The 22,371-nt window shown below is 44.1% G+C and carries 19 protein-coding genes; 17 read left to right on the top strand and 2 right to left on the bottom strand.

The window, feature by feature from the left end:
* Positions 1-12 precede the first annotated feature (12 nt).
* The 7 genes from O3603_RS07915 (at position 13) to O3603_RS07885 (ending at position 8,699) form a co-directional block, all read left to right on the top strand.
* Positions 13-1,749 carry a tetratricopeptide repeat protein gene (locus tag O3603_RS07915; protein ID WP_288954252.1) on the top strand — a complete coding sequence of 579 codons (1,737 nt, stop codon included), beginning with the start codon at positions 13-15 and terminating at the stop codon, positions 1,747-1,749.
* Positions 1,746-2,654: a DUF4292 domain-containing protein gene (locus O3603_RS07910; RefSeq protein WP_371522024.1), complete on the top strand. Its 909-nt coding sequence runs from the start codon at positions 1,746-1,748 to the stop codon at positions 2,652-2,654. Before O3603_RS07915 ends, O3603_RS07910 begins: the two co-directional genes overlap by 4 nt.
* Positions 2,655-4,682 (top strand): peptidoglycan DD-metalloendopeptidase family protein, encoded by a 2,028-nt coding sequence (locus tag O3603_RS07905; RefSeq protein WP_371522022.1) that lies wholly within the window; start codon positions 2,655-2,657, stop codon positions 4,680-4,682. It begins immediately after the preceding gene.
* Positions 4,683-4,969: 287 nt separating this feature from the next.
* Positions 4,970-6,778, top strand: coding sequence for a long-chain fatty acid--CoA ligase (locus O3603_RS07900; RefSeq protein ID WP_371522020.1), 1,809 nt, complete (start codon positions 4,970-4,972; stop codon positions 6,776-6,778).
* A 59-nt stretch (positions 6,779-6,837) separates the two neighbouring features.
* Positions 6,838-7,956 (top strand): peptide chain release factor 2, encoded by a 1,119-nt coding sequence (gene prfB / locus O3603_RS07895; RefSeq protein WP_371522018.1) that lies wholly within the window; start codon positions 6,838-6,840, stop codon positions 7,954-7,956.
* Between the two features lie 105 nt (positions 7,957-8,061).
* A complete protein-coding gene (locus tag O3603_RS07890; RefSeq protein ID WP_004384556.1) occupies positions 8,062-8,202 on the top strand; it encodes a hypothetical protein in 141 nt (46 codons plus the stop codon).
* Positions 8,202-8,699: a CYTH domain-containing protein gene (locus O3603_RS07885; protein ID WP_004384557.1), complete on the top strand. Its 498-nt coding sequence runs from the start codon at positions 8,202-8,204 to the stop codon at positions 8,697-8,699. The genes O3603_RS07890 and O3603_RS07885 overlap by 1 nt, the downstream gene beginning before the upstream one ends.
* Here the strand turns inward: O3603_RS07885 and O3603_RS07880 are convergent.
* The gene (locus tag O3603_RS07880; RefSeq protein ID WP_371522016.1) at positions 8,659-9,042 is read right to left on the bottom strand and encodes a VanZ family protein; all 384 of its coding nucleotides are present in this window, start codon (positions 9,040-9,042) and stop codon (positions 8,659-8,661) included. The genes O3603_RS07885 and O3603_RS07880 overlap by 41 nt on opposite strands.
* Positions 9,043-9,122: 80 nt before the next feature.
* Here O3603_RS07880 and O3603_RS07875 point away from each other — a divergent pair, with 80 nt between their 5' ends.
* The 10 genes from O3603_RS07875 (at position 9,123) to O3603_RS07830 (ending at position 20,493) form a co-directional block, all read left to right on the top strand.
* Positions 9,123-10,484, top strand: coding sequence for a sodium-dependent transporter (locus O3603_RS07875; RefSeq protein ID WP_371522014.1), 1,362 nt, complete (start codon positions 9,123-9,125; stop codon positions 10,482-10,484).
* Positions 10,485-10,538: 54 nt separating this feature from the next.
* Positions 10,539-11,510, top strand: a complete 972-nt coding sequence (locus tag O3603_RS07870) for a helix-hairpin-helix domain-containing protein (protein WP_371522011.1) — start codon at positions 10,539-10,541, stop codon at positions 11,508-11,510.
* 504 nt (positions 11,511-12,014) lie between these two features.
* The gene (locus O3603_RS07865; protein ID WP_371522009.1) at positions 12,015-12,413 is read left to right on the top strand and encodes a hypothetical protein; all 399 of its coding nucleotides are present in this window, start codon (positions 12,015-12,017) and stop codon (positions 12,411-12,413) included.
* Between the two features lie 297 nt (positions 12,414-12,710).
* Positions 12,711-13,646: a transposon Tn4555 protein TnpA gene (tnpA, locus tag O3603_RS07860; RefSeq protein ID WP_004292844.1), complete on the top strand. Its 936-nt coding sequence runs from the start codon at positions 12,711-12,713 to the stop codon at positions 13,644-13,646.
* Positions 13,647-13,787: 141 nt separating this feature from the next.
* Positions 13,788-14,906 (top strand): site-specific integrase, encoded by a 1,119-nt coding sequence (locus O3603_RS07855; protein ID WP_004338318.1) that lies wholly within the window; start codon positions 13,788-13,790, stop codon positions 14,904-14,906.
* Between the two features lie 247 nt (positions 14,907-15,153).
* Positions 15,154-16,011 (top strand): transposon Tn4555 protein TnpC, encoded by an 858-nt coding sequence (tnpC, locus tag O3603_RS07850; protein WP_004339687.1) that lies wholly within the window; start codon positions 15,154-15,156, stop codon positions 16,009-16,011.
* 199 nt (positions 16,012-16,210) lie between these two features.
* Positions 16,211-16,585 carry an excisionase family DNA-binding protein gene (locus tag O3603_RS07845; RefSeq protein ID WP_004338328.1) on the top strand — a complete coding sequence of 125 codons (375 nt, stop codon included), beginning with the start codon at positions 16,211-16,213 and terminating at the stop codon, positions 16,583-16,585.
* Positions 16,586-16,590: 5 nt separating this feature from the next.
* The gene (locus O3603_RS07840; protein WP_004348225.1) at positions 16,591-17,688 is read left to right on the top strand and encodes an AAA family ATPase; all 1,098 of its coding nucleotides are present in this window, start codon (positions 16,591-16,593) and stop codon (positions 17,686-17,688) included.
* A gap of 3 nt (positions 17,689-17,691) precedes the next feature.
* Positions 17,692-18,807, top strand: a complete 1,116-nt coding sequence (locus O3603_RS07835) for a DUF6371 domain-containing protein (protein WP_004292742.1) — start codon at positions 17,692-17,694, stop codon at positions 18,805-18,807.
* Between the two features lie 282 nt (positions 18,808-19,089).
* Positions 19,090-20,493, top strand: coding sequence for a mobilization protein (locus tag O3603_RS07830; protein ID WP_371522005.1), 1,404 nt, complete (start codon positions 19,090-19,092; stop codon positions 20,491-20,493).
* Between the two features lie 92 nt (positions 20,494-20,585).
* Here the strand turns inward: O3603_RS07830 and O3603_RS07825 are convergent, their stop codons facing one another.
* Positions 20,586-21,551 (bottom strand): CfxA family broad-spectrum class A beta-lactamase, encoded by a 966-nt coding sequence (locus O3603_RS07825; protein ID WP_004339683.1) that lies wholly within the window; start codon positions 21,549-21,551, stop codon positions 20,586-20,588.
* Positions 21,552-22,371 lie beyond the last annotated feature (820 nt).

The raw sequence follows: 22,371 nt of genomic DNA, 5'->3' as shown, positions 1-22,371 counted from the left end.
AGGATAGATCTCATGTTTGATAACTTCAGATATATAACCACTAACATGCGTAATACACTTCTTGCATTGGCTTTGCTGGGTGGCTCGGTGGCTACACAAGCAGCAGAGAAGGATAGTCTTACCATTGCAAACTACTTCTATCTCGAAGGACTTCGACAGCAGGAAATGGGAAATCTAACGGCTGCTTACGATCTTCTTAGGCATGCACATGACTTGAATCCACGCTCGGCAGCGGTTTACTATCAGTTGGCTGGCTACTATGTCAATATGAAGAACGATGCTTTAGCACGTACTTACTTTGAGAAGGCAGCGTCACTGGATCCAGAGAATGCCACTTATCAAGAGAAGCTCGGACAGTTATATATCACGCAGAAAGACTATCCGAATGCCATAAAGGCATATGAGCTTTTGTATTCCTCCAATAAGACTCGCGTTGATGTCTTGCAACTTCTCCTTCAGTTATACGGCTCTCAAAACGACTACAAGAAGATGATTAACGTCCTTGATCGTATAGAAGTTCTTGAGGGGAGTAGCGAGCAGATCTCATTGAGTAAGATGCAGATTTACGAGCAGATGGGCGATAAGAAGAAGGAGTATGAGTCGCTAAAGTCACTCGTTGATGAGCACCCGCTTGAGCTTGACTATCGTGTGATGTTCGGTAATTGGCTACTGCAGAATGGTAAGAAGAACGATGCTTTAAAGGAGTATAAGAGTGTTTTGAAGGAGGAACCCAATAATGCACTTGCAAAGCTATCAATGCTTGATTACTATCGTTCCATTAAAGATCAAGCAACCGTAGATGAGCTTACCAACGAATTACTACAGTCTCCTAAGACAGAGAAAGAGACGAAGATGACACTCCTAAGAGACATCATTTCGAGTGACCAACAAGCGAATATCTCTGATAGTGCAAAGGTCATGAATCTCTTCTCACTGGCACTTTCTACGAAACAGGAGGATGCTGACTTGATTATGATGAAGGCTGCCTATATGGCAATGAAGAACATGCCTAAAGCAGAGATTAATCATGTTTACGAGCAAGCCATTGAGGTGGAACCCGATAACTCTCGTGCTCGATTGGCATTGATACAGAATATCTGGGCAACAGAAGATTATGATAAGGTAATAGAGATATGCCGCCCTGCCATTGAATATAACCCTGATGAGATGGCTTTCTATTACTTCAAAGGCATGGCAGAGTTCCAAAAGCACGACATTGATGCGGCACTTGAAACATTTAAGAAAGGTGTAGGACAAATAAAAGAAGATAGTGATCCAGAGATTGTGTCAGACTTCTATGCAATCCTTGGAGATATCCTTCATGAGAAAGGAAAGGCGTCTGAAGCCTTCGCTGCATACGATAGTTGTTTAAAGTGGAAAGCGGATAACTATGGTGCTCTGAATAACTATGCTTACTATCTAAGTGTGGCGAATAAAGACCTTCCAAGGGCTGAACAGATGAGCTACAAGACGATAAAAGCAGAGCCCAATAATGCTACTTACCTTGATACCTACGCTTGGATTCTCTTCCAACAGCAACGTTATGAGGAGGCAAAGATATACATTGACCAGGTACTACGCAATGACAAAGACCCAAGCGGGGTTGTGCTTGAGCATGTGGGAGACATCTATATGAAAACTGGTGATACACAGAAAGCATTGGAGTATTGGCAGAAAGCAATAGAGAAAGGCAATGATAGCAAAGTATTGAAGGATAAGTTACAACAAAAGAAATACATAGCAGGATGAAAAGAACTAAGATATTACTAGCAAGCATGGCAACGTTAGTGTTGGCATCGTGCGGTACACATAAAGCCATAGTAAGGCAACAACCAGTCTTGAAGACGACTCCCAGTGAGACTCCTCATGCGTCGGTTGATTCCACGAAGTATAAGTTAGCCTTTGTGCAGAATATTGCTGACTTGGCTCTCTACCAAAAGAACGTGGTGTCAAACCTCTCTTTTACTATTAACAATGGGCGTAAGGACATCACAGTTCCTGGTATCTTGCACATGAGAAAGGATGAGGTTATACGCTTACAACTGCTTATTCCACTCCTTCGCAGTGAAGTGGGACGCATTGAGTTTACGAAAGATTACGTTCTTTTCATCGACCGCATCCATAAGCAATACGTAAAGGCTAGCTACGATGAAGTGGGCTTCTTGCGCGATAATGGTATTAACTTCTATACCCTCCAAGCGTTGTTTTGGAACCAATTATTCATTCCTCGTCAGCAAAGAGTTGCCGAAGCTGATATGTCGAAGTTCTCTGTTGATGCCAAAAGGTGGGAAGTTGATGGTAGTGCGCACATCCGTTTGAAGGATGGGAAGATGTCTTATGACTGGGTAATACCCGCTGAATACCGTTACATCTACACCACTCTTATAACGTATAAGAGCTCAACTCATGGAACATCAGAACTCTCTTGGCTTTATAGAGACTTCAAACCCTTTGGCTCAAAGATGTTCCCTGCTAGACATTCAGTCACAATCGAAACTCCAGCTATTGGTTCGCGACCAGCTAAGGAACTATCAGCTACATTTGAACTAAACGACTTTAGCGATGCAAGCGATTGGGAAGCTTTTACCCAACCATCAGATAAGTACACTAAAGTAAGCGTGGAAGAGATACTCGGCAAACTAATGAACTTTTAAATGAAACGTCTTTATCTTTTATTCTTATTATCGACAATGGGTATGTTGACAAGCTATGCGCAACATACTAAAAAGCATAAGGTGCAGCAGAAAACGGCTGTAACTCAACCCATACAAGCCAAACCTTCTGGTGTTAAAGAGCAGAAACAAGTTCCAGCGAAGGGGGGGCATCAGTCCGTGAAAACGCAACCTTCCCCTATGAAAGGGCAACAGGTACCAGCTAAGGGATATCAACTTCCCGTGAAAGGACAACATCCTATGCCTGTAAAAGGGCATCAAGCTGTACCAGCAAAGGGACATCAACCAACTCCTGTAAAGGGTCAACAGCCTGCTCAAGTACCAGCTAAACAACCTTTACATGGCAAGTTGAATCCTCGTAATGCACATGGTGCAAAGCGTGGAGCGAAGTCTCCTGGATATGTAACAACCGAAGAGATTAAAGGTTTGCAACAGCAGAATCAGAAGTTGCAGAATGAGATTAAGGAGCATGAAGAGGAGATGAAGGTCAAGCAAAAGGATGTTGATACACGATTGGAGAAGATAGTTCGCCTTGATACTGAGATTGGTCAGCACCAGAGAACGATTGATACTATCGCCACAGACATCAAAGGCTTGGATAGTAACATTGGTATATTGAAAGGTCAGTTGGCGTCTTTAGAGGCGCAACTAGGCGAGCGTCGCACTCGTTTCATCCGTTCCATGCGTTACATGGCACGCCATCGTAGCATTCAAGATAAGCTTATGTTCATCTTCTCTGCCAATAGTTTGACGCAAATGTATCGTCGTCTGCGTTTCGTTCGAGAGTATGCTGCTTATCAGAGGGCGCAAGGTGAGTTGATAAAAGCTAAACAACAACAAATTGATCAGAAGCATTCTCAGTTGAAGGAGGTACGTGTTGACAAGTCTACCTTACTCTATAAGGATAAGAAGATACATGCTCAAATGGAGCAGAAGCGTGTCGAACAGCAGACGGTTGTAGCCTCTCTTCAACAAGACCAAAAGGTTCTTGAAGGTGTGATAGCACAACGCCGCCAACAACAACAGGCGTTGAATGCACAGATAGACCGCCTTATTCAAGTAGAAATACAGAAGGCTAGGGCTCGTGCCATAGCAGAGGCTAAGGCGCAAGCTGCCGCTCGTGCTGCTGAAGCTAAGAAGCGGGCGGAGGAGATAGCACGCAGGAAAGCGGCGGCAGAAGCGGCTGCGCGTGAGAATGCAAAGCGTATAGCAGAAGCAAAAGCACGTGAAGCTGCAGCGAAGGCAGCGGCTAAGGTGGCTGCAGAAGCGGCTGAGAAAGCACGTCAAGAAGCTGCAGCAAAGGCCGAAGCAGTGCGTGCTGCAGCAGAAAAGGCTCGTCAGGAAGCCTTACAAAAGGAGCGTGCTGCTGCTCGTGAGCGGGCTTTGCGCAAGATTGAAGAGCGTGAGGCTGCGGCTCGTGAAGCACAGGCAAAGGCTGAGGCAAAGGCTGCTGCCGATAAAGCACGTGCTGACCAGGCTGCTCGTGAGGCTGAATCAAATCGTGCAGCTGCCGAACGTAAGGCTGCAGCCGACCACGATCGAGCAGAGAGAGAGGCTGCTGCAGCAAGGGCTTCAGCTAATAATAACAATGATATGTTGAGCTCTGCTGACCGTGCGATGACTGGTAACTTTGCCAATAACCGTGGTCGTTTGCCTATGCCACTATCGGGTCACATCGTTAGTCACTTCGGTCAATACAATGTATCGGGGATGTCAAATATACGCTTGAATAACGATGGTATCAATATTAAGGGTGCTCCTGGAAGTGCTGTGCGCAGTGTCTTTATGGGCGAAGTGAGCGGTATCTTCATGGCAGGAGGAATGAGTGTTGTGATGATCAGACATGGTATTTACATCTCAGTATATGCTAATTTAGGTTCTGTAAGCGTCAGCAAAGGACAGAAAGTGGGTACTGGTCAGACAATCGGAACGGTCGGGTCAAGTGGTATCCTCCAATTCCAATTGCGTAAGGAAACTGCTAAGTTGAATCCAGAGCAATGGTTGAGATAATCTGAAATGATACCCTTATCATTTTGAAGAGAGCCTCTCTTTGTGGCAAGGAAAGGCTCTCTTGTTAACAAGGAAACGCCCTTTTCAATTAGAGAAGGGCGTTTCTTTCGTTTTAATAGGGTTTAGTTTGTATTTGAGGTGTAGCCTTATTACGAATTTTATTGTTCTATTCTTTCCCTTAATCAAGCGATAGAAGCAAAGGTGGAAAATGTAATTTATTATCTAATTTATTTCCTTCTTTGCGGATAAATGTCTATCTTTGCGAATATAAAAAAATACCAATAGCGATGCAAACAAACTGTCATCTCTCCGTTCTTATACATGAGCAAGCTAAGAAATACGGCTCTAAACCAGTGTTGACATTCCGTAACTTCGGTAGTCTAGAGTGGAAATCGGTTTCATGGAATCAGTTTTCTATGCGTGTAAAGCAAGTCTCTAACGCACTACTTAATCTAGGAATGAATCCGCAGGAGACGATTGGCGTGTTTGCACAGAATTGTGTTCAGTATCTGTATACAGACTTTGGTGCCTATGGCGTGAGGGTGACTAGTATTCCTTTCTACGCTACTAGCTCCGAGCAGCAGATACAGTATATGATTCAAGATGCAGCAGTTAAGTATCTTTTCGTTGGTGAGCAAGAGCAGTACGACAAGGCACATCGAATCGCAACGTTGTGCCCTACACTTGAAAAGATAATCATCTTTGATCCGAGTGTACGCATTAGTTCGCATGACCCAAATAGTATCTACTTTGAAGACTTCCTTAGATTAGGTGAAGGTTTACCACGTCAATCGGAGGTAGAAGAGCGTTGGCAACAGGCTAACTACGATGATATTTGTAACATACTATACACTAGTGGAACCACAGGAGAGAGTAAGGGCGTAGTCTTGACATATAAGATGTATCACGCAGCTTTGGTCGCTAATAACAAGTGTGTGCCTGTTACTGAGAAAGATCGAGTGATCAATTTCCTTCCATTGACGCATGTCTTTGAACGAGGATGGGCTTATCTGTGTTTGTCGGAAGGTGCACAACTGATTGTGAATACCTATCCGAAGGAGATACAAGATAGTATGCGAGAGACCCACCCAACGTGTATGTCGGCTGTACCACGCTTCTGGGAGAAGGTTTATGTTGCTGTTAAAGCTCGCATGGACAGCTCAAGTGCAATGCAGCGAAAGCTCTTTTATCATGCACTGAACGTTGGTAGGAAGCGTAATATCACTTATCTAGCCCGTGGAAAGCGTGTTCCTCTAGCATTAGAGATGGAATATAAAGTGCTAAACAGAACTGTTCTCAGTTTGGTGCGTAAGCAGTTAGGATTGGAAAATCCTAATATCTTCCCAACAGCAGGTGCTTATGTATCACCAGAGGTAGAGGAGTTTGTGCACAGCATTGGTATTGATATGATAGTAGGATACGGACTGACAGAGAGCCTTGCTACTGTAAGTTGCGATCATAAGGGCGAACCTTTCACGGTTGGTTCAGTAGGTCGTCCTATTGAGGGCATACAGATTAAGATTAGTGAAGAGGGTGAGGTGATGCTCAAAGGAGACACGATTACACCAGGATACTTCCGTCGTGAAGCCCTAAATGCTGATGCCTTTGATGCAGATGGATACTTCCACACAGGTGACTCGGGCTATTTGAAAGATGGAGAGTTGTTCTTGAAAGAGAGAATAAAGGATCTTTTCAAGACATCTAATGGTAAGTATGTGGCACCACAGATGATAGAATCAATGCTATTAGTTGATAAGTTTATCGAACAAGTGGCTGTTATTGCAGACCAACGGAAGTTTGTTTCTGCTCTTATCGTCCCTGAATTTACCGTCTTAGAAGACTGGGCAAAGCAACAGAATATACCATTTGAGAGTCGTGAAGAGTTGTGCTCAAATAAGAAGGTACGTGATATGATGTCTGAGCGTATCGAAACATTACAACAGAGGTTAGCGCCCTATGAACAAATCAAACGCTTCACCTTGTTGGCACATCACTTCTCTATGGAGAATGGTGAATTGACAAACACGTTGAAACTGAGACGTGGCGTTGTTAATAAAAACTATCAAGCTGTGATAGATAAGATGTATGAGGAGTAGTGCAAACACTTGATAGTAGTGAATGAGAAGTTGATAGTTGAGAGGAGAAAAGATAAACGATGATAACAGCAGAACAGCTTAAAGACATAACAGAACGTACCGAATCACTGCATAGATACTTATGTATTGATGAGAAGCGAATCGAATTCGAAGAGGAGCAACTACGCACACAAGCACCCGACTTTTGGGATGATCCGAAGCGTGCGCAGGAGCAGATGAAGAAGGTAAAGGACATAGAGAAGTGGATAAAAGGCTATGATGAGGCTCGCAGTTTGACTGATGAAGTACAGCTAACATTCGACTTCTATAAGGATGAATTAGTAACAGAAGAGGAGGTTGATTCCGCTTATAACAAAGCGTTAAAAGCGATAGAGGACCTTGAATTAAAGAATATGCTCCGTCAAGAGGAAGACCCGATGGAGTGCGTAATGAAGATTAACTCTGGTGCTGGAGGTACTGAGAGCCAGGACTGGGCATCAATGCTCATGCGTATGTATATGCGTTGGGGAGAGGCTCACGGGTACAAAGTTACCATCTCAGATATACAAGAAGGAGATGAAGCCGGTATAAAGAGTGTGACCATGAAGTTCGAAGGTGGTGAGTATGCCTATGGGTATTTAAAGAGCGAGAATGGCGTCCATCGCCTCGTTCGTGTTAGCCCATTTAATGCACAGGGAAAGCGTATGACGAGCTTTGCCAGTGTATTTGTTACGCCACTGGTGGACGATACTATAGAGGTATATGTCGATCCCGCACGTGTTAGCTGGGACACTTTTAGATCGAGTGGAGCCGGTGGGCAGAATGTCAATAAGGTTGAGTCTGGTGTCCGCCTACGCTATCAGTACGAGGATCCCGATACTGGAGAACAAGAAGAGATCCTTATCGAGAATACAGAGACAAGAGACCAACCTAAGAACCGCGCAAAGGCTATGCAGCTCTTAAAGTCGCAACTCTATGACCGCGCAATGAAGAAGCGTATGGAGGAGCAAGCCAAGATTGAGGCTGGAAAGAAGAAGATAGAGTGGGGCAGTCAGATACGTAGTTACGTCTTTGATGATCGACGAGTAAAGGACCATCGAACCAACTATCAAACCTCTGATGTGGATGGTGTTATGGATGGAAAGATCGATGATTTCATTAAAGCCTACTTGATGGAGTTCCCCGTTGAAGAGCAATGATGAGTGAAAAAATTATCCTATATAATATGAACCTTTGACCGCTTGCTGTTCGATAAACCGAATAGGTCGTGTCGACAAAAGTAGGTCTTTTAAAATTGAATACCTATGAGTGAAAGAAGTAAAGTGAACCGTAAGGCTCGTGAAGCGAAGCAAGAAAAGCAAGCAAAGCGTGTTGTCTTTTGGATTGGTGCAGTCTTGATTCTTCTTACGTTAGCGTATGTAATTGTCGTAACAGTTAATAGTTGATGAGCGGACTGGAGATAGAAAGAAAGTTCTTAGTGCATAAGCGGATGGATTGGAAGTCCCTTGCAAGCAGTTGTAGTCATATACAACAAGGCTATTTTGCGGCTGTCAATACTGTTCGTGTGCGTATTCGAGACAATAAGGGATACCTTACTATAAAAGGACCATCGCGTGATGGAGGCTTATCTCGTTATGAATTTGAGAAAGAAATAAGCTATCAAGAGGCTCAACAACTTATGGCTCTATGCGAACCAGGCGTTATTGATAAGCATAGATACCTTATTGAATATGCTGGACACACGTTTGAAGTGGACGAGTTCCACGGAGATAATGAAGGACTTGTTATGGCGGAGGTGGAATTGAAGCGTGAGGATGAAGCCTTTGAAAAACCCGACTTCATTGGAAAAGAGGTTACGGGCGATCGTAGATTCTATAATTCTCACATGCGGAGAGCTCCTTTTATCCTTTGGCGTAATACTTTGCCAGAAGAATACCGATAAGCAATGCGAGGGTAGAACCAATCCCATCAGCGACAAAATCGAGCCATTCTCCACTGCGTCTACCGCCTGTGCAGGTGGCTTGCAACACTTCTATAATGCCTCCCATGGCTATTGGAAAGAGCCAGATCCAGTAAATAAGGCTGCTGAGTTTGGCTTTTTTCATTGCTCGGAGCTGTTCCGTCAATATGAGCAGACCTAATACTATATACAAGGCAGCGTGTGTCCACTTGTCGATTAACGTCACATGGCTTAATGGACTATCGGGGATTGGTATGAAGCAAAGAATCCAGATAATCACAATAAACGCACAACTGAATCGGTAATGAGTTAGTAAATTCTTCATAAAAAGCATATTTTACTTATAGATTGATACAAAGGTAGAGAATTATTAGTAATTTTGTACAATCTAAAAGAGAAAGTTTTATGTCACAACAAAATAGAGTTAAGTTTGCAAGTAAGTTAGGAATGATCCTTGCAACAGCAGGAGGTGCAGTTGGGTTAGGTAATGTCTGGCGTTTTCCCTATATGACAGGGCAGAATGGTGGAGCCGCTTTTATCCTTATATATTTGGCTTGCATCCTTCTATTAGGGCTTCCTTGTATGATTAGTGAGTTCATCATTGGGCGTCATGCGGCATCTAATACGGCTCGTGCCTATAGTAAGTTGGCAAATGGAACAGCGTGGAAATGGGTTGGATTCTTAGGTGTTCTTACAGGCTTTCTAATAACAGGTTATTATGCAGTAGTGGCTGGTTGGTGCTTACAATACAGTGCGGCATCAGTAATGAATAGCCTTCATGGAACGCCAGAGTTCTTTAAGTCTTACTTTGCAGACTTCTCCACAAGTGGATGGAAGCCTCTCTTGTGGGTTATAGTCATCCTTTTTATAACGCATTATGTGATTATTCATGGTGTAAGAAATGGTATTGAGCGAGCTTCAAAGATTATGATGCCAGTGCTATTCATTCTTTTGTTGGTGATAGTAGTGGCTGCTTGCTTGCTACCAGGAGCCTGGAAAGGTATTGACTTCCTGTTGCGTCCAGACTTTACAAAGGTTACGAAGGATGTATTTCTTGGTGCGCTTGGGCAGTCGTTCTACTCTTTAAGTATTGCCATGGGCTGTATTTGTACCTATGCTTCATATTATAGTAGGCAGACAAAGCTGTTAAATTCGGCAGTACAAATAGCTTCTATAGATACATTGGTGGCTATTTTAGCAGGTTTAATCATCTTTCCTGCGGCTTTCTCTGTAGGTGTCAATCCTGGTAGTGGCTCTTCGCTCGTCTTTATCACCTTACCCAATGTTTTTGAACAGGCGTTTAGTGGATTGCCAATAATAGGATATTTCGTTTCATTCTCCTTTTATATCCTACTCTCATTAGCAGCTCTTACATCGCTGATATCGCTCCATGAAGTGAGTACCGCATTCTTTCAAGAGGAGTTACACATATCCCGTTCGCGCGCAGCAATGATCGTTACAGGCTGTTGCATATTGATTGGAGTTCTCTGTTCGATGTCTTTAGGACAATGGAAGTTCCTTAATATTGCTGGTCGTGACCTCTTTGATGTGTTCGACTTTGTGACTGGACAAATCTTCTTACCCGTTGGAGGCTTGTTAACTTGCCTGTTCTTGGGTTGGTATGTACCGAAGAAGGTTGTAAAAGATGAGTTCACGAACTGGGGCACAATACGTGGAACTTTCTTTGGAGTGTATTACTTCTTAGTGCGTTATGTATGTCCTTTAGCTATATTGATGATCTTCTTACACCAATTTAATGTGGTGTAAGAAGACATTAATAGACAACCTTTACCTTGATTGAAAACCTATAATAAATACGCTATGAGCCTTAAATCATTCTTTTATTTACAACGGTCTGACAGGAAAGTCATTCTTAGTTTGGTCATATTAATTATGCTCTGCCTTATCACATCCGTCTTTATTGGTGAGCAAGTGACTGAAACTTCAGCTGTAGACGGAGATAGTTTGGTGCGGAAAGGATATTCTGCTCGTTCGCAACAAGGCATTTCTTATGAAGTAGTGACAGAATCAGGAAAGAGACTTTTTGCCTTTGATCCAAATACAGCAACAGCCGAGGAATTGCTACAACTGGGATTATCTGAGTTTCAGGTACGTAATATCTTGAAATATAGAAGTAAGGGCGGTGTATATCGAGCACCGATGGATTTCGCCCGTCTCTATGGTCTTACACGCAAGCAGTATCGTGAGTTAGAACCTTATATAAGAATAGGTGACGATTATCAACCTGCTTCAACGCTTGCTTCTGTACAATCTTATATTGCGCAAAAGGAGGCAGATAAGCAAGCGGCACATGAGGCTTACGAACAATATAAGGCAACGAATACGTACAAGCCGTATGTCCATTCTACTCGAGATACAGTCCTTTACCCTTTGAAAATAAAGTTGGGCGAGCATATAAACTTAGTCTCTGCAGATACAAATCAGTTGAAGAAAGTGCCAGGGATAGGCTCTGGGTGGGCAAAGGCAATCGTTAATTATGGCAAGCGATTAGGTGGTTATGTTGCAACCGGACAACTGCTTGAGATTGAGGGATTCCCCGAAGAGGCGTTACCCTACTTCTCTGTGGTCAATCCTAAGCCTGAAAAGCTAAACTTGAACACGCTTTCTTTGGGCAAGCTACGCAGTCATCCGTATATAAACTTCTATCAGGCACGGGCTATCTGTGACTATCGTCGATTAAAAGGAAAGCTCACCAGTCTGTCACAGCTCCAACTCTTAAAGGACTTCAATGCCGAAGCTATTGATCATCTTCGCCCTTATGTGGAGTTTTAATAATGGATAAATCCATGCGGAGCCAAACCTTGTAATCCTCCTTCTAACTCCCCACAACCTCTCCACACTTCCCCATAAACCCCTAGCAAACAGTACTATTCACTCCCCTCTCCATTCGGAGAGGGGCGGGGGTGAGGCTTTTTTTCTTCTTTTCCTTGCTCATTCCATTTTATCTTCTTACCTTTGCCGCCATGAAAGAATTAGCAATGACATATCAAGTGAACGAAGTACTGCAAAGAATTATTCGATTCTTTGCATCTTTTTGCACTTTATCTTTGGTCAATCCAAATAATTTGCTAACACACACACACACACACACACACAATATGCGCACCTAGCGTCTAATAACACATTTTTTCTTCTCGCATACGCGCGCGCGAAGCGTGCCGTAACCCCTGTAAACAAAGGACTTTCAAGAGTTTCCTTTGTTCGCTTTTTCATGTCCATTGGGCAGGTCATAGGAAAGGGAAATAAAGGAATAAAACAATTCAAATAATAATAAAGATGAAAAGAAAATTACTATTTTTCAGCTTCCTCTTGTTAGCATTAACGGGGAAAGCACAAACGACTTTTGATGTAAACAGTATTGAAGGTTATCCATTGCGTTATACGATTATTGATGCAGTTAACCGCTATGTATCTGTAAAGTCTGCGAACACTTATTATGTCCCTCCATTTACCACTGTCACAGTTCCTGCAACAGTCAATAAGGTGGGAGAAACGGAACCTTATAAAGTCACAGAAGTAGCAGAAGAGGGATTCCGTTTGGGATATGGTAATCACTTGAAACATGTCATTTTACCTGAAGGGATAAAGCGAATAAGTAAAGGAGCTTTCATTTGGTGTATTTATAACCATAGAACAACCAAAACTAATCAGAAATATCCGAGTGTAAATCTTTAATTACCAGCATATTCTAAAATTTAACACTTTTCGGTTGCCATTTGTCGCTTCCCAAATTTCCACATATTTTTGAGACGTATTTCTGACGTGGAGAATTTGCGGGGCTTGTTTTTTGTCACACCGTGCAGACAGTTGACAAGGGTTTACAACCGTTTACGACAAGCGACAATAACCGCCCCGATATGCGGAAACAGTCACACTGTGTAGAAAAGCGACAATGGTTGACTTCCGTTCACATCCGTTTACCATTTCAGAGATATAGGATTGAAGAAATGAACCATTAAACGATAAAACGGTATGAAAGCAACCAGAAAATGCAGTTTTTGCGGCAAGTCCTTTGTAACCCGAAGCGGTATGCAAAGATATTGCAGTGAGGCTTGTCAGGCAGAAGCCAAACGAGCCAGAGTGATGCAGAAGAACAACCTCTTCAAAGTCGCCCAACCCTTGATGGAGATACAGCATCAGGAGTATCTCACCTTTTCCAAAGCAGCCATCCTCATGGGCTGTTCCCGACAGTACATTTACAAACTTGTAGCCATCGGCAAGCTGAAAGCCTCACGCATCAGCAACCGCATGGCATTCATCCGCAGAGCCGACATCGAGCAGATGTTGGAGGGCAATCCCTATCACCGCATCCTGCCCGGCAACACCTCCACACCAAGGAAATCATCTTCATCTTCCTTACCTGCCAAAAGAGAAAAAAGGGAAAAGGAAAGCGAAGAAGTGTTGGACTTCTATTCGGGCGAGGAGGTGATGTCCCTTTTTAAGGTAAAGCAGTCATGGCTTTACACTTCCGCCAAGCGTAACCATATCCCCATCTGCCGTATCGCAGGAAAGAACTATTACAGCAAGAAGCATATTGACGAGTTTTTCGGTGTGGCAGTTGATATTAGCGAAATTACCGACTGGCTACTGACCGAGGAGGTGGAGGAACTGTTCGGCATGAAGCCGACCGCACTCCGTGCCTACACCTATCGCCATAAGATACCCACTAAAAGAGAGTACGGGCGTACCTATTACTCCAAATCACATTTGAACGAACTCCGCAGAACTGACCTTGTGAACGATGAACGCTACTATACCGTTGAGCAGGTGCAGCAAATCTATGGTCTTTCGTCAGCCAACATCTGCCATATCGTCAAGGTGAAGCACATCGAAAAGATAAAGGTGGGTGTGAAAAACCTGCTTTTGCGCTCAGATGTGGAGCGTGTCATGGCTGAAAGGAACAAATAACCGTGAAAAATCGGGATTATCGAAAATTATTTCAAAATGATGTATCGTGGAGGTATTCACGGATATTTCACGTTGTTCCTTTGCCATCGGAAACATGGATACAACTCCAAAATGTATACAACCAATTAAAACATAATTATTATGAGTAAATGCAAAACAGTTACCTTGCGTAAGCGCAAGATTAAGAACGGGACACAGTATTCACTATGCCTTGACTACTATCCCGGCTACCGTGACAATGTCACCATGAGAGTGATTACACGTGAAGCCTTAGGAATTTACATCTTCGCCAAACCTGCAAACCAGCAGGAACGGGACTTCAACGCACGCATGATGAAGAAAGCGGTCATCCTGCGCAACCAGCGCTACGAAGCCATTTTCAATGAAAACAACGGCTTTTTTGACAAGACCAAGATGAAGGGCGATTTCCTTGCCTATTTCAAAGGACTGGCTGACCGCAAGAATATCAAGTGGCAGCACGTATACAAGCATTTCCAGCGGTTCGTGAACGGCAAATGCACCTTTGAGGAGGTGGATGTGGATTTGTGCCGCAAGTTCATGGAATACCTGCTTGATGCACCCCAATCCATCCACACCAACCAAAAGCTGCACATCAACTCCGCAGCAGGCTATTGGTCAACTTTCCGTGCCGTGCTGCACACCGCTTACCGTGACAGGAAGATAAAGGAGAACCCAAACGGCTTCTTAGACCGCATCGAGTGCATTCCCACCATCAGGGAGCATTTGAGCCAAGAGGAACTGATACGGCTTGCCGAAACACCCTGTGAGGAGGAGGTCTTGAAAAAAGCTTTTCTTTTCGCCTGTCTTACGGGACTGAGAAAGAGCGACATCAGACAGCTCACGTGGCAGCAGATACAACCATACACCAACGGCAGGATGTTCGTTACCACCCGTATGCAGAAAACCAAAGAAATAGTGCATAACCCCATCAGTGATGAAGCCTATGGACTGCTGGGAGAACGGGGCGAGGGACTTATCTTTGAGGATTTCAAGGACAAGATGCTGCAAGGACCACTCCAACGGTGGCTCACGGCAGCAGGGATAACCAAGAAAATCACCTTTCACTGTACCCGCCACAGCTTCGGAAGCCTGCACGTGGAAATGGGAACGGACATGGCTGTCATCCAAGCCTATCTCGGACATAAGAACATTACCACCACACAAATCTATTCCAAGATAGCAGCGCAGCAGATGTGTCAGGTGGTGGACAAGATAACCTTGAAGCGCAAGGAGGCATAAATGTCTCACATTGACAGGTATTCAGAGGGGCGGTTATGGCTACAAGGCTATAATCGCCCCTCTATGTTTTTGGCTTGATGCCACCATTTATAAGCCCCTCAGAGTATGAAACAGAGTATGATATGATGACATTTCGTGAAATACATTGAAAAAGACCGTTCTAACCGCAAATAACGGGCAGTAATTGGGAAAAATAGCATTAACTTTGCACAAAATAATACAGGAACATTCAATCTCTCAACGAAATATGGAATCATCAATCAAGGACAAATACATCATCTTGGGCTTTGTCGGCTTCGCCATCGTCCTAATATCTTCCATTGCCACGCTGGTAATAGCGGACAGCTTCAACCAAGACAACTTTGTCAGGTGGATAGTATTCGTATGCTGTAACCTGTTGGGATGGTTGCTCTATCTCTCCTTTCAGACACTTATCTTTGATACATACGAAATCTACAAAATCAAGTTCGGCAAGAAAGAAACGATTGCCGAAGCCATAGAGGTGCAGGAAGAACTGTCACAAAATACACTTGAAGAAGCCACATCTGTGCCTGGACCTACATCAGTCCCTGAGCCTGTACCCGAATCATCCCCGACAAAAGAAGAGACACTTATCCAAACACAACCGATAGAGCTTACTATCGCCCCGGATCTTCACGAAAAGAACCGTGCCAATTACGCAAGCAGAGAGCAACGGGAAAAGGAAGAGCGCATCCGCATGGTCATGGAGTATTGCCATTATTACCTGCCTCGCATTGCCGACCAAGAAACCGTGAACCACATCTGTACTGAGGTGGACAAATGGATGAATCTTAACACTTATACCCCGAAGCCCATACAAAGACCGTTTACCAAAGACATCAACAACATTCCACTCCGTCACTTCGTATGGAATATCTCTGAGCGTTTCCTGTACAAGAGATACTACAATGGGGATAACCGTGCCAAGTTCATCAAAGCCCTTTTCCCGAAATCGTTTGCTGATACAGACTTATCAACCATCAAGAATTTCAAGGTAGAGCCGTTAAAGACGGAAATTCCCATTGATGAACCCGAAAACGGCAAACTTGATTTCCACTATCCCGAGGATTATGTGCGGAATTAGGATAATCACGACACCAACGACAACCATCCGGTAACTCATAACCGCCTGTTTTACATCGTTTCCCGAGTAATTTTACCCGTCATTTATGGCTGGGCTTAATTATTCGGGAATTATTTTGCAATGACGTGTCGTGGAGATATTCACGGATATATCATTTCAGTCCTTTGCGCCAAGTCTTACAAAAGAGACGAGTACGCGAATGGAAAAATCAATTCTTACCTTCAACGACCTCCCCGAGGTTGTCGCTCAGCTTCGAGACGAAGTGATGAGCCTGAAAAGCCTGCTCGCCGAGCAGCGCAGTGTGAACAATGCCAAAACGGTGGACACCCACGTGCCCATGTCTGTGGACGAGGCAGCAGAGTATTTAGGTATCCCTAAGGGTACGCTCTACATGAAACTGTCAGAAGGGACAATCCCTGCCACCAAGCCCGGCAAACGCTATTGCCTTTACCGTGACGAACTGGACAAGTGGCTGGAAACCGCCCGAAAGAATCCCATACCGTTGTCAGACGAGGAACTGAACAAGTCCTTATCCTCTTCCCACCGTCGCAAGCCCAACCCACGTAACTGGTGAATGATATGGAAGAGGATAAGAACTATATCAACCTGATACGTGGCGACCTCACAAAAGCATCCCAAGCGCATAACGGTATGCCCGACAGTGTAGGCATGATGAATATCAAGACGGCAAACCAAACCATTCTTGAAGCATCGTTATTGCCTACGCCCCGTGCGCTGTGGGACAGCTTTTGGTACGAGGGGGAACTCTCCTGCTTGTTTGCCGATTCCAACGTGGGCAAGTCCATCCTTGCCGTGCAGATAGCCGACCGCATCGCCCGAACCGACAATGTGCTGTATCTGGACTTTGAACTGTCCGAAAAGCAGTTCCAGCTCCGCTATACCAACGAGCATGGAGAGCTCTACACCTTTCCCGACAAACTCTATCGGGTGTCTATTGACTGCAACCAGCTTTTGGATGCCAACTTTGAGGAAGCTATCATAGGCGGCATTGAACAGATGGCTGTGCAGACCGACTGCAAGATTTTCATCATTGACAATCTTACCTACCTGTGTTGCGCCATGGAGAAAGGCGATGCCGCAGGACGGCTGATGATTCAGCTGAACAATCTCAAAAAGAGATATGCGCTCTCTATCCTTGTCCTAGCACATACGCCCAAACGCTCTTTGGATTGTCCCATCACATCCAACGACCTTGCCGGAAGCAAACGGCTCTACAATTTCTTTGACAGCGTGTTCACCATTGGAAAAAGTGCCCAAGACGGAGGGCTTCGCTATGTGAAGCAGCTTAAAGTGCGCTATGGCACGTTCTCTCATGATGCGGATAATGTAATCGTTTACGAGATTGACAAGGTGGATGCTTTCTTGCAGTTCGTGTTCAGGGGCTATTCCACGGAAAAGGAACACTTGAAAAAATTGGGCGACAATGAATCAAGCCAAAGGGATTGCCAAATTCTGCAACTCTCCCAATCGGGCAAGTCCGTCAGGGAGATAGCCTCACAGGTGAATTGTGGCAAGTCCACCGTAAACCGTATCATCCAGCGCAGCAAAGAGAGTAAAAACGCAGGTGTCCCAAGTGTCCCACTGTCCCAACCCTTAGAGTGTGGGACAATGGGACAGGATGGGACAGCCGACAATCAACCATCAAAAACGGACTAAGCTATGGGCAATTATTCATTACAGAAGTATAAAGGAACGGCAACACGGCATACCTGCCCCAAATGCGGAGACAGGCATTCTTTCGTCTATTACGTGGACGAAAATAATGTGCCGTTGCATCCATCGGTCGGCAGATGTAACCACGAAAGCGGTTGTGGGTATCACTACACTCCGAAAGAGTATTTTCAAGAGCATCCTGAACACAGAACTACCAATGATTTCTCTTTTGACAGGCAAAGAGCAGAGCAGAAGAAAGTGAAGCAGCAAAGTAAGCCGACAGCCATCGGCTATATTCCCCCTCACTATGTGGAGAAGTCGCAAAGCGAGCGTAGCAATTTCTTCCGTTTCCTCTTCACACTCCTTACTTCCTACTATGGCGACAAGGCGAAAGAGGTGTTGAAGCGGTTGTTGGAGGAATACCGTTTGGGGGCTACCCGTGACGGCTCTGTTATCTTTTGGCAGATAGACAGGACGGGCAAGGTACGCACGGGAAAGGTGATGCAGTACAATCCCGAAGACGGACACCGTATCAAGGGAGGACAGACATCGGCAGTGAACTGGATACACAGCATATTGAAAAAGCAGCGTGTGTTGGCAGAGGATTGGCAACTATCCCAATGCCTTTTCGGGGAACACTTGTTGAAAACGCATCCCGACAAGGTGGTGGTCTTGGTGGAATCCGAGAAGAGTGCCGTTATCGGTTCTGCTATCTTCCCCGATTATGTATGGCTGGCTACGGGTGGTAAGAGTCAGATGAGAGAAGAGAAACTCCGTGTACTGTCAGGGCGAACCGTGCTTCTCTTTCCCGATGCCGATGCTTATGCCGAGTGGAAACAGCGAGCCGAGAGCATGTACTTTTGTAAGGTGGTGGTTTCGGACATCATCGAAAGGAATGCCACCCCGAAACAAAAAGAAGCCCATATCGACATAGCCGATTGGATTATCTTTCAGATACGGGAGGGCAAGGTGATGAGTACAGCCAACCACTTGGTCGAGGCTGAGAGAATCCTCCAGCGGATGATAGAGAAGAATCCCGTCCTGCAAAAACTGATAGACGATTTAGACCTTGTGCTGGTCGGTGCATCTCCAATCGGCAACGATGATGAAAAACCTCCCTGACGGAGGAGAGCGGAAGCCGTAGGCTGGAGTTTGCAGACAATGGCTTGCCATTGATATAGCCCACTATAACTACACGCTCCGCTTACGTAGTTGTGGGCTCTCCCGAGGGGATTAGGGTTTTACCCTAATGACCCACTCAGGGCGTTTCTCCCCTGAGAACCCAGAGCAAAGAGTGACCCTCTCTTTGCAATCTCCGCTTATGGGTTGCACCCCTAAGAACCCCATGCGTTTACGGACAGCGGAAAAGCAAACAATAAAGTACAAACCAAAAAACAAGTATCTATGGCAACAAAATCAAGCATACATATCAAGCCCTGCAACATCGCATCGAGCGAGGCTCACAACAGGAGGACTGCCGAATACATGCGCCACATCGGAGAGTCCAGAATCTATGTCGTTCCTGAACTATCCACCGATAACGAACAGTGGATAAATCCCGACTTCGGCAGTCCGAATTTGCGGATGCATTATGACAATATCAGACAGATGGTAAAGGAAAAGACCGGACGTGCCATGCAGGAAAAGGAGCGTGAACGCAAAGGCAAGAACGGTAAAATAGTCAAGATTGCGGGATGCTCCCCCATACGTGAAGGAGTGCTGCTTGTCAGGTCGGACACCACACTGGCAGACGTGCGTAAATTCGGTGAGGAGTGTCAAAGACGCTGGGGAATCACACCGCTGCAAATCTTCCTGCACAAGGATGAAGGGCATTGGCTGAACGGTCAGCCGGAAGCGGAAGACAGGGAAAGCTTCAAAGTCGGGGACAGATGGTTCAAGCCGAACTATCATGCCCATATCGTTTTCGACTGGATGAACCACGAAACAGGAAAGAGCCGAAAGCTCAATGACGATGACATGATGCAGATGCAGACCCTTGCATCCGACATCCTGCTGATGGAACGCGGGCAGTCAAAGGCTGTCACTGGTAAGGAGCATCTGGAACGGAACGACTTTATCATTGAGAAGCAGAAAGCTGAACTGCAACGCATGGATGCAGCCAAACGGCACAAAGAAGAACAGATAAATCTTGCCGAGCAGGAACTGAAACAGGTGAAATCAGAAATACGCACTGACAAGTTAAAGAAGACAGCCACCACGGCAGCGACAGCCATAACTAGTGGAGTTGCTTCTCTTTTCGGGAGTGGAAAACTGAAAGAACTGGAACGTGCCAACGAAAAACTGCAAGACGAGGTTTCAAAACGGAACACCAATATTGAAAAATTGCAGAGCCAAGTACAGCAGATGCAGAAACAGCATGATACGCAAATCCACAATCTCAGAGAAATGCACAGGCAGGAACTTGACATGAAAGAAAAAGAACTGTCACGGCTCGCCAGAATCATAGACAAGGCTTTCAGGTGGTTTCCGATGTTCAGGGAAATGCTGCGCATGGAAAAGTTTTGTGCCATGCTGGGATTCTCTAAAGAAATGACTGAAAGTCTTATAGTCAAAAAAGAAGCCCTGAAATGTAGCGGTAAAATCTATTCCGAGCAACACAGGCGGAACTTTGATATAAAGGATGATATTTTAAGGGTGGAAAATGACCCTGACGATGAAAGCAGGCTGAACCTGACAATAAACAGGAAGCCGATTGCCGACTGGTTCAGGGAGCAATGGCACAGGCTTAGATATGGAGCAAGAGTGCCGCAACAGGAAGAAAGAAAAAGTAGAGGATTCAAATTATAATAGAAGCAATTTGATTAGTAATCTAAAAGCACTCCGATAACGATTAGAGTGCTTTTAGATTGTTTATCATTAATTATCAAAGCAAGTGCAGTTTAAGATTTTACTGAAGTTTGCATTAATAAAGAATATACTACAGCTGATATATGCGCAACATATTGTGACGCTTGTGATTCATTTCCCTTGAAATCCTTAACAAATACCGCTAAGGTATAACTGATATTATTAGGCAGACATATATAGGCAACATCATTGTGAGCTGCAAGAACACCATTTTCATTAACATAACCTGAACCTGTCTTATGCGCTATAACAACCCCTTCTTTATCAAGAAGTGGAGCTGCTATCCTATCTACACCTGTTTTGCATTCTTTTAACGTATTCTTAATGAAACTTTGTTTCTCATCATCGATAAGACCTTCAGTAAACAAACGATTCATCAACATTGCAGCACCAAGAGGAGATGTATAGTTAGAGTAAGCCTTGTTATGGTCAGCCGACATTTCCTCTTCCGTATAAGCTATCTGAAAACTTGAACGAGGAATGAGTGTGGCTATAAAACTATCTGTTTGAGCGACATTAACCATATCCTTAAACATAAGGTTGCTTGCATTGTTGTCACTCTGAGTAAGAGTATAACGCAGCAAATCTCTCACTGTCAATGATATGACTGGCCCTGAATAATCTTTCAGCATAGGACTCCAAGTCTTTGGGTCAAGTTTATCCCTATTTATATTTACTAAGGTATCAAGTGAAATTCCTTTATTGTCAAAGTCATTACAAAGAGCTAATGCCTGATGAACCTTAAACACACTCATCATAGGATAAACACTCTTATTATTGACCTTAACCGTATCTCTGTTATTAACAATAACCGCCACACCAATTTCGCCAGGACAAGCTGAGACAATTTGAGAAATGCTATCAGTCAAAACATTTGTTAAAGGAGGATTTGCGCTATCTTTTGTCGCTGATTTATGGAACAATGAAAATACCAAGATGAAAATGCAAACTAAAGCTATACTCAAAACTACGATTTGTTTTTTTCTGTTTTTTTCCATGTTTATATTATTTATATTTGTTTGACGAGAATATCTTTATTTGCCGACAAAGGTACATAACTTTACGGAAAAATATGTTTCTAAAATATATAAATAGACAGCTGTGGGGAAAATGTGGGGAAAAATTAGATAATTAAAAAGGCTAAATGACTGGAAATAATCACTTAGCCTTTTAATCCGTACCCAGACCCGTACTTCGTAATTGCTGCGCCCATCATTCAAGACTGTCAAATCGGGTCTTTCCTGTCAAGCCAATGATGCCTATGCGTATGCCAAACACATGGATTACGGATTTCTCGTTCCGTGAACAAACACTTTATCCGCAACTCTGCTATGTGGTGTATTGGCTTAACTCCATTTCTATGGGCAACACTTTTGTTGCAGATTTCAAGCAGCTTTTATCGAAATACCCATCAGTAAGAACTCGTTTATTAGGCTTTCCTCATAATTGGGAACAAGAGCCTTTGTGGAGATAAAATAATTGCCCTGTTTCTTAAAAAGCACTGGGGCAAACCAGCTCCGTCTTTAATTGTTTCCAATAAATGGATTGTTTCAAGCCCCTATAGAAAGAGAACAAAAATTCCTGTGTGAAAATTAATCTACGACAAGGAGCAAGCAAGGAGCAATATCAAACAAAAATCAATACCTTTGCAGTACATATGAGATAGACCAAAACAAAAGTGGAATATCGGAAACGAATAGCAAGGAAAAGAGAAGAAACGACCCAAGTTGATGTCCTTTTTGAGTTAATAATCAATAAAAGCGTTAAATCTTCACCTTTTAGAATGTGCAATTAAAAATAACAACCATATTTCTGACT

This window comes from Prevotella sp. 20925_1_30, assembly GCF_041433025.1.
Classification (GTDB): Bacteria; Bacteroidota; Bacteroidia; order Bacteroidales; family Bacteroidaceae; genus Prevotella; species Prevotella vespertina.
The sequence above is the reverse complement of the archived record's forward strand: the minus strand, read 5'-3'. Positions and strand labels throughout refer to the sequence as shown.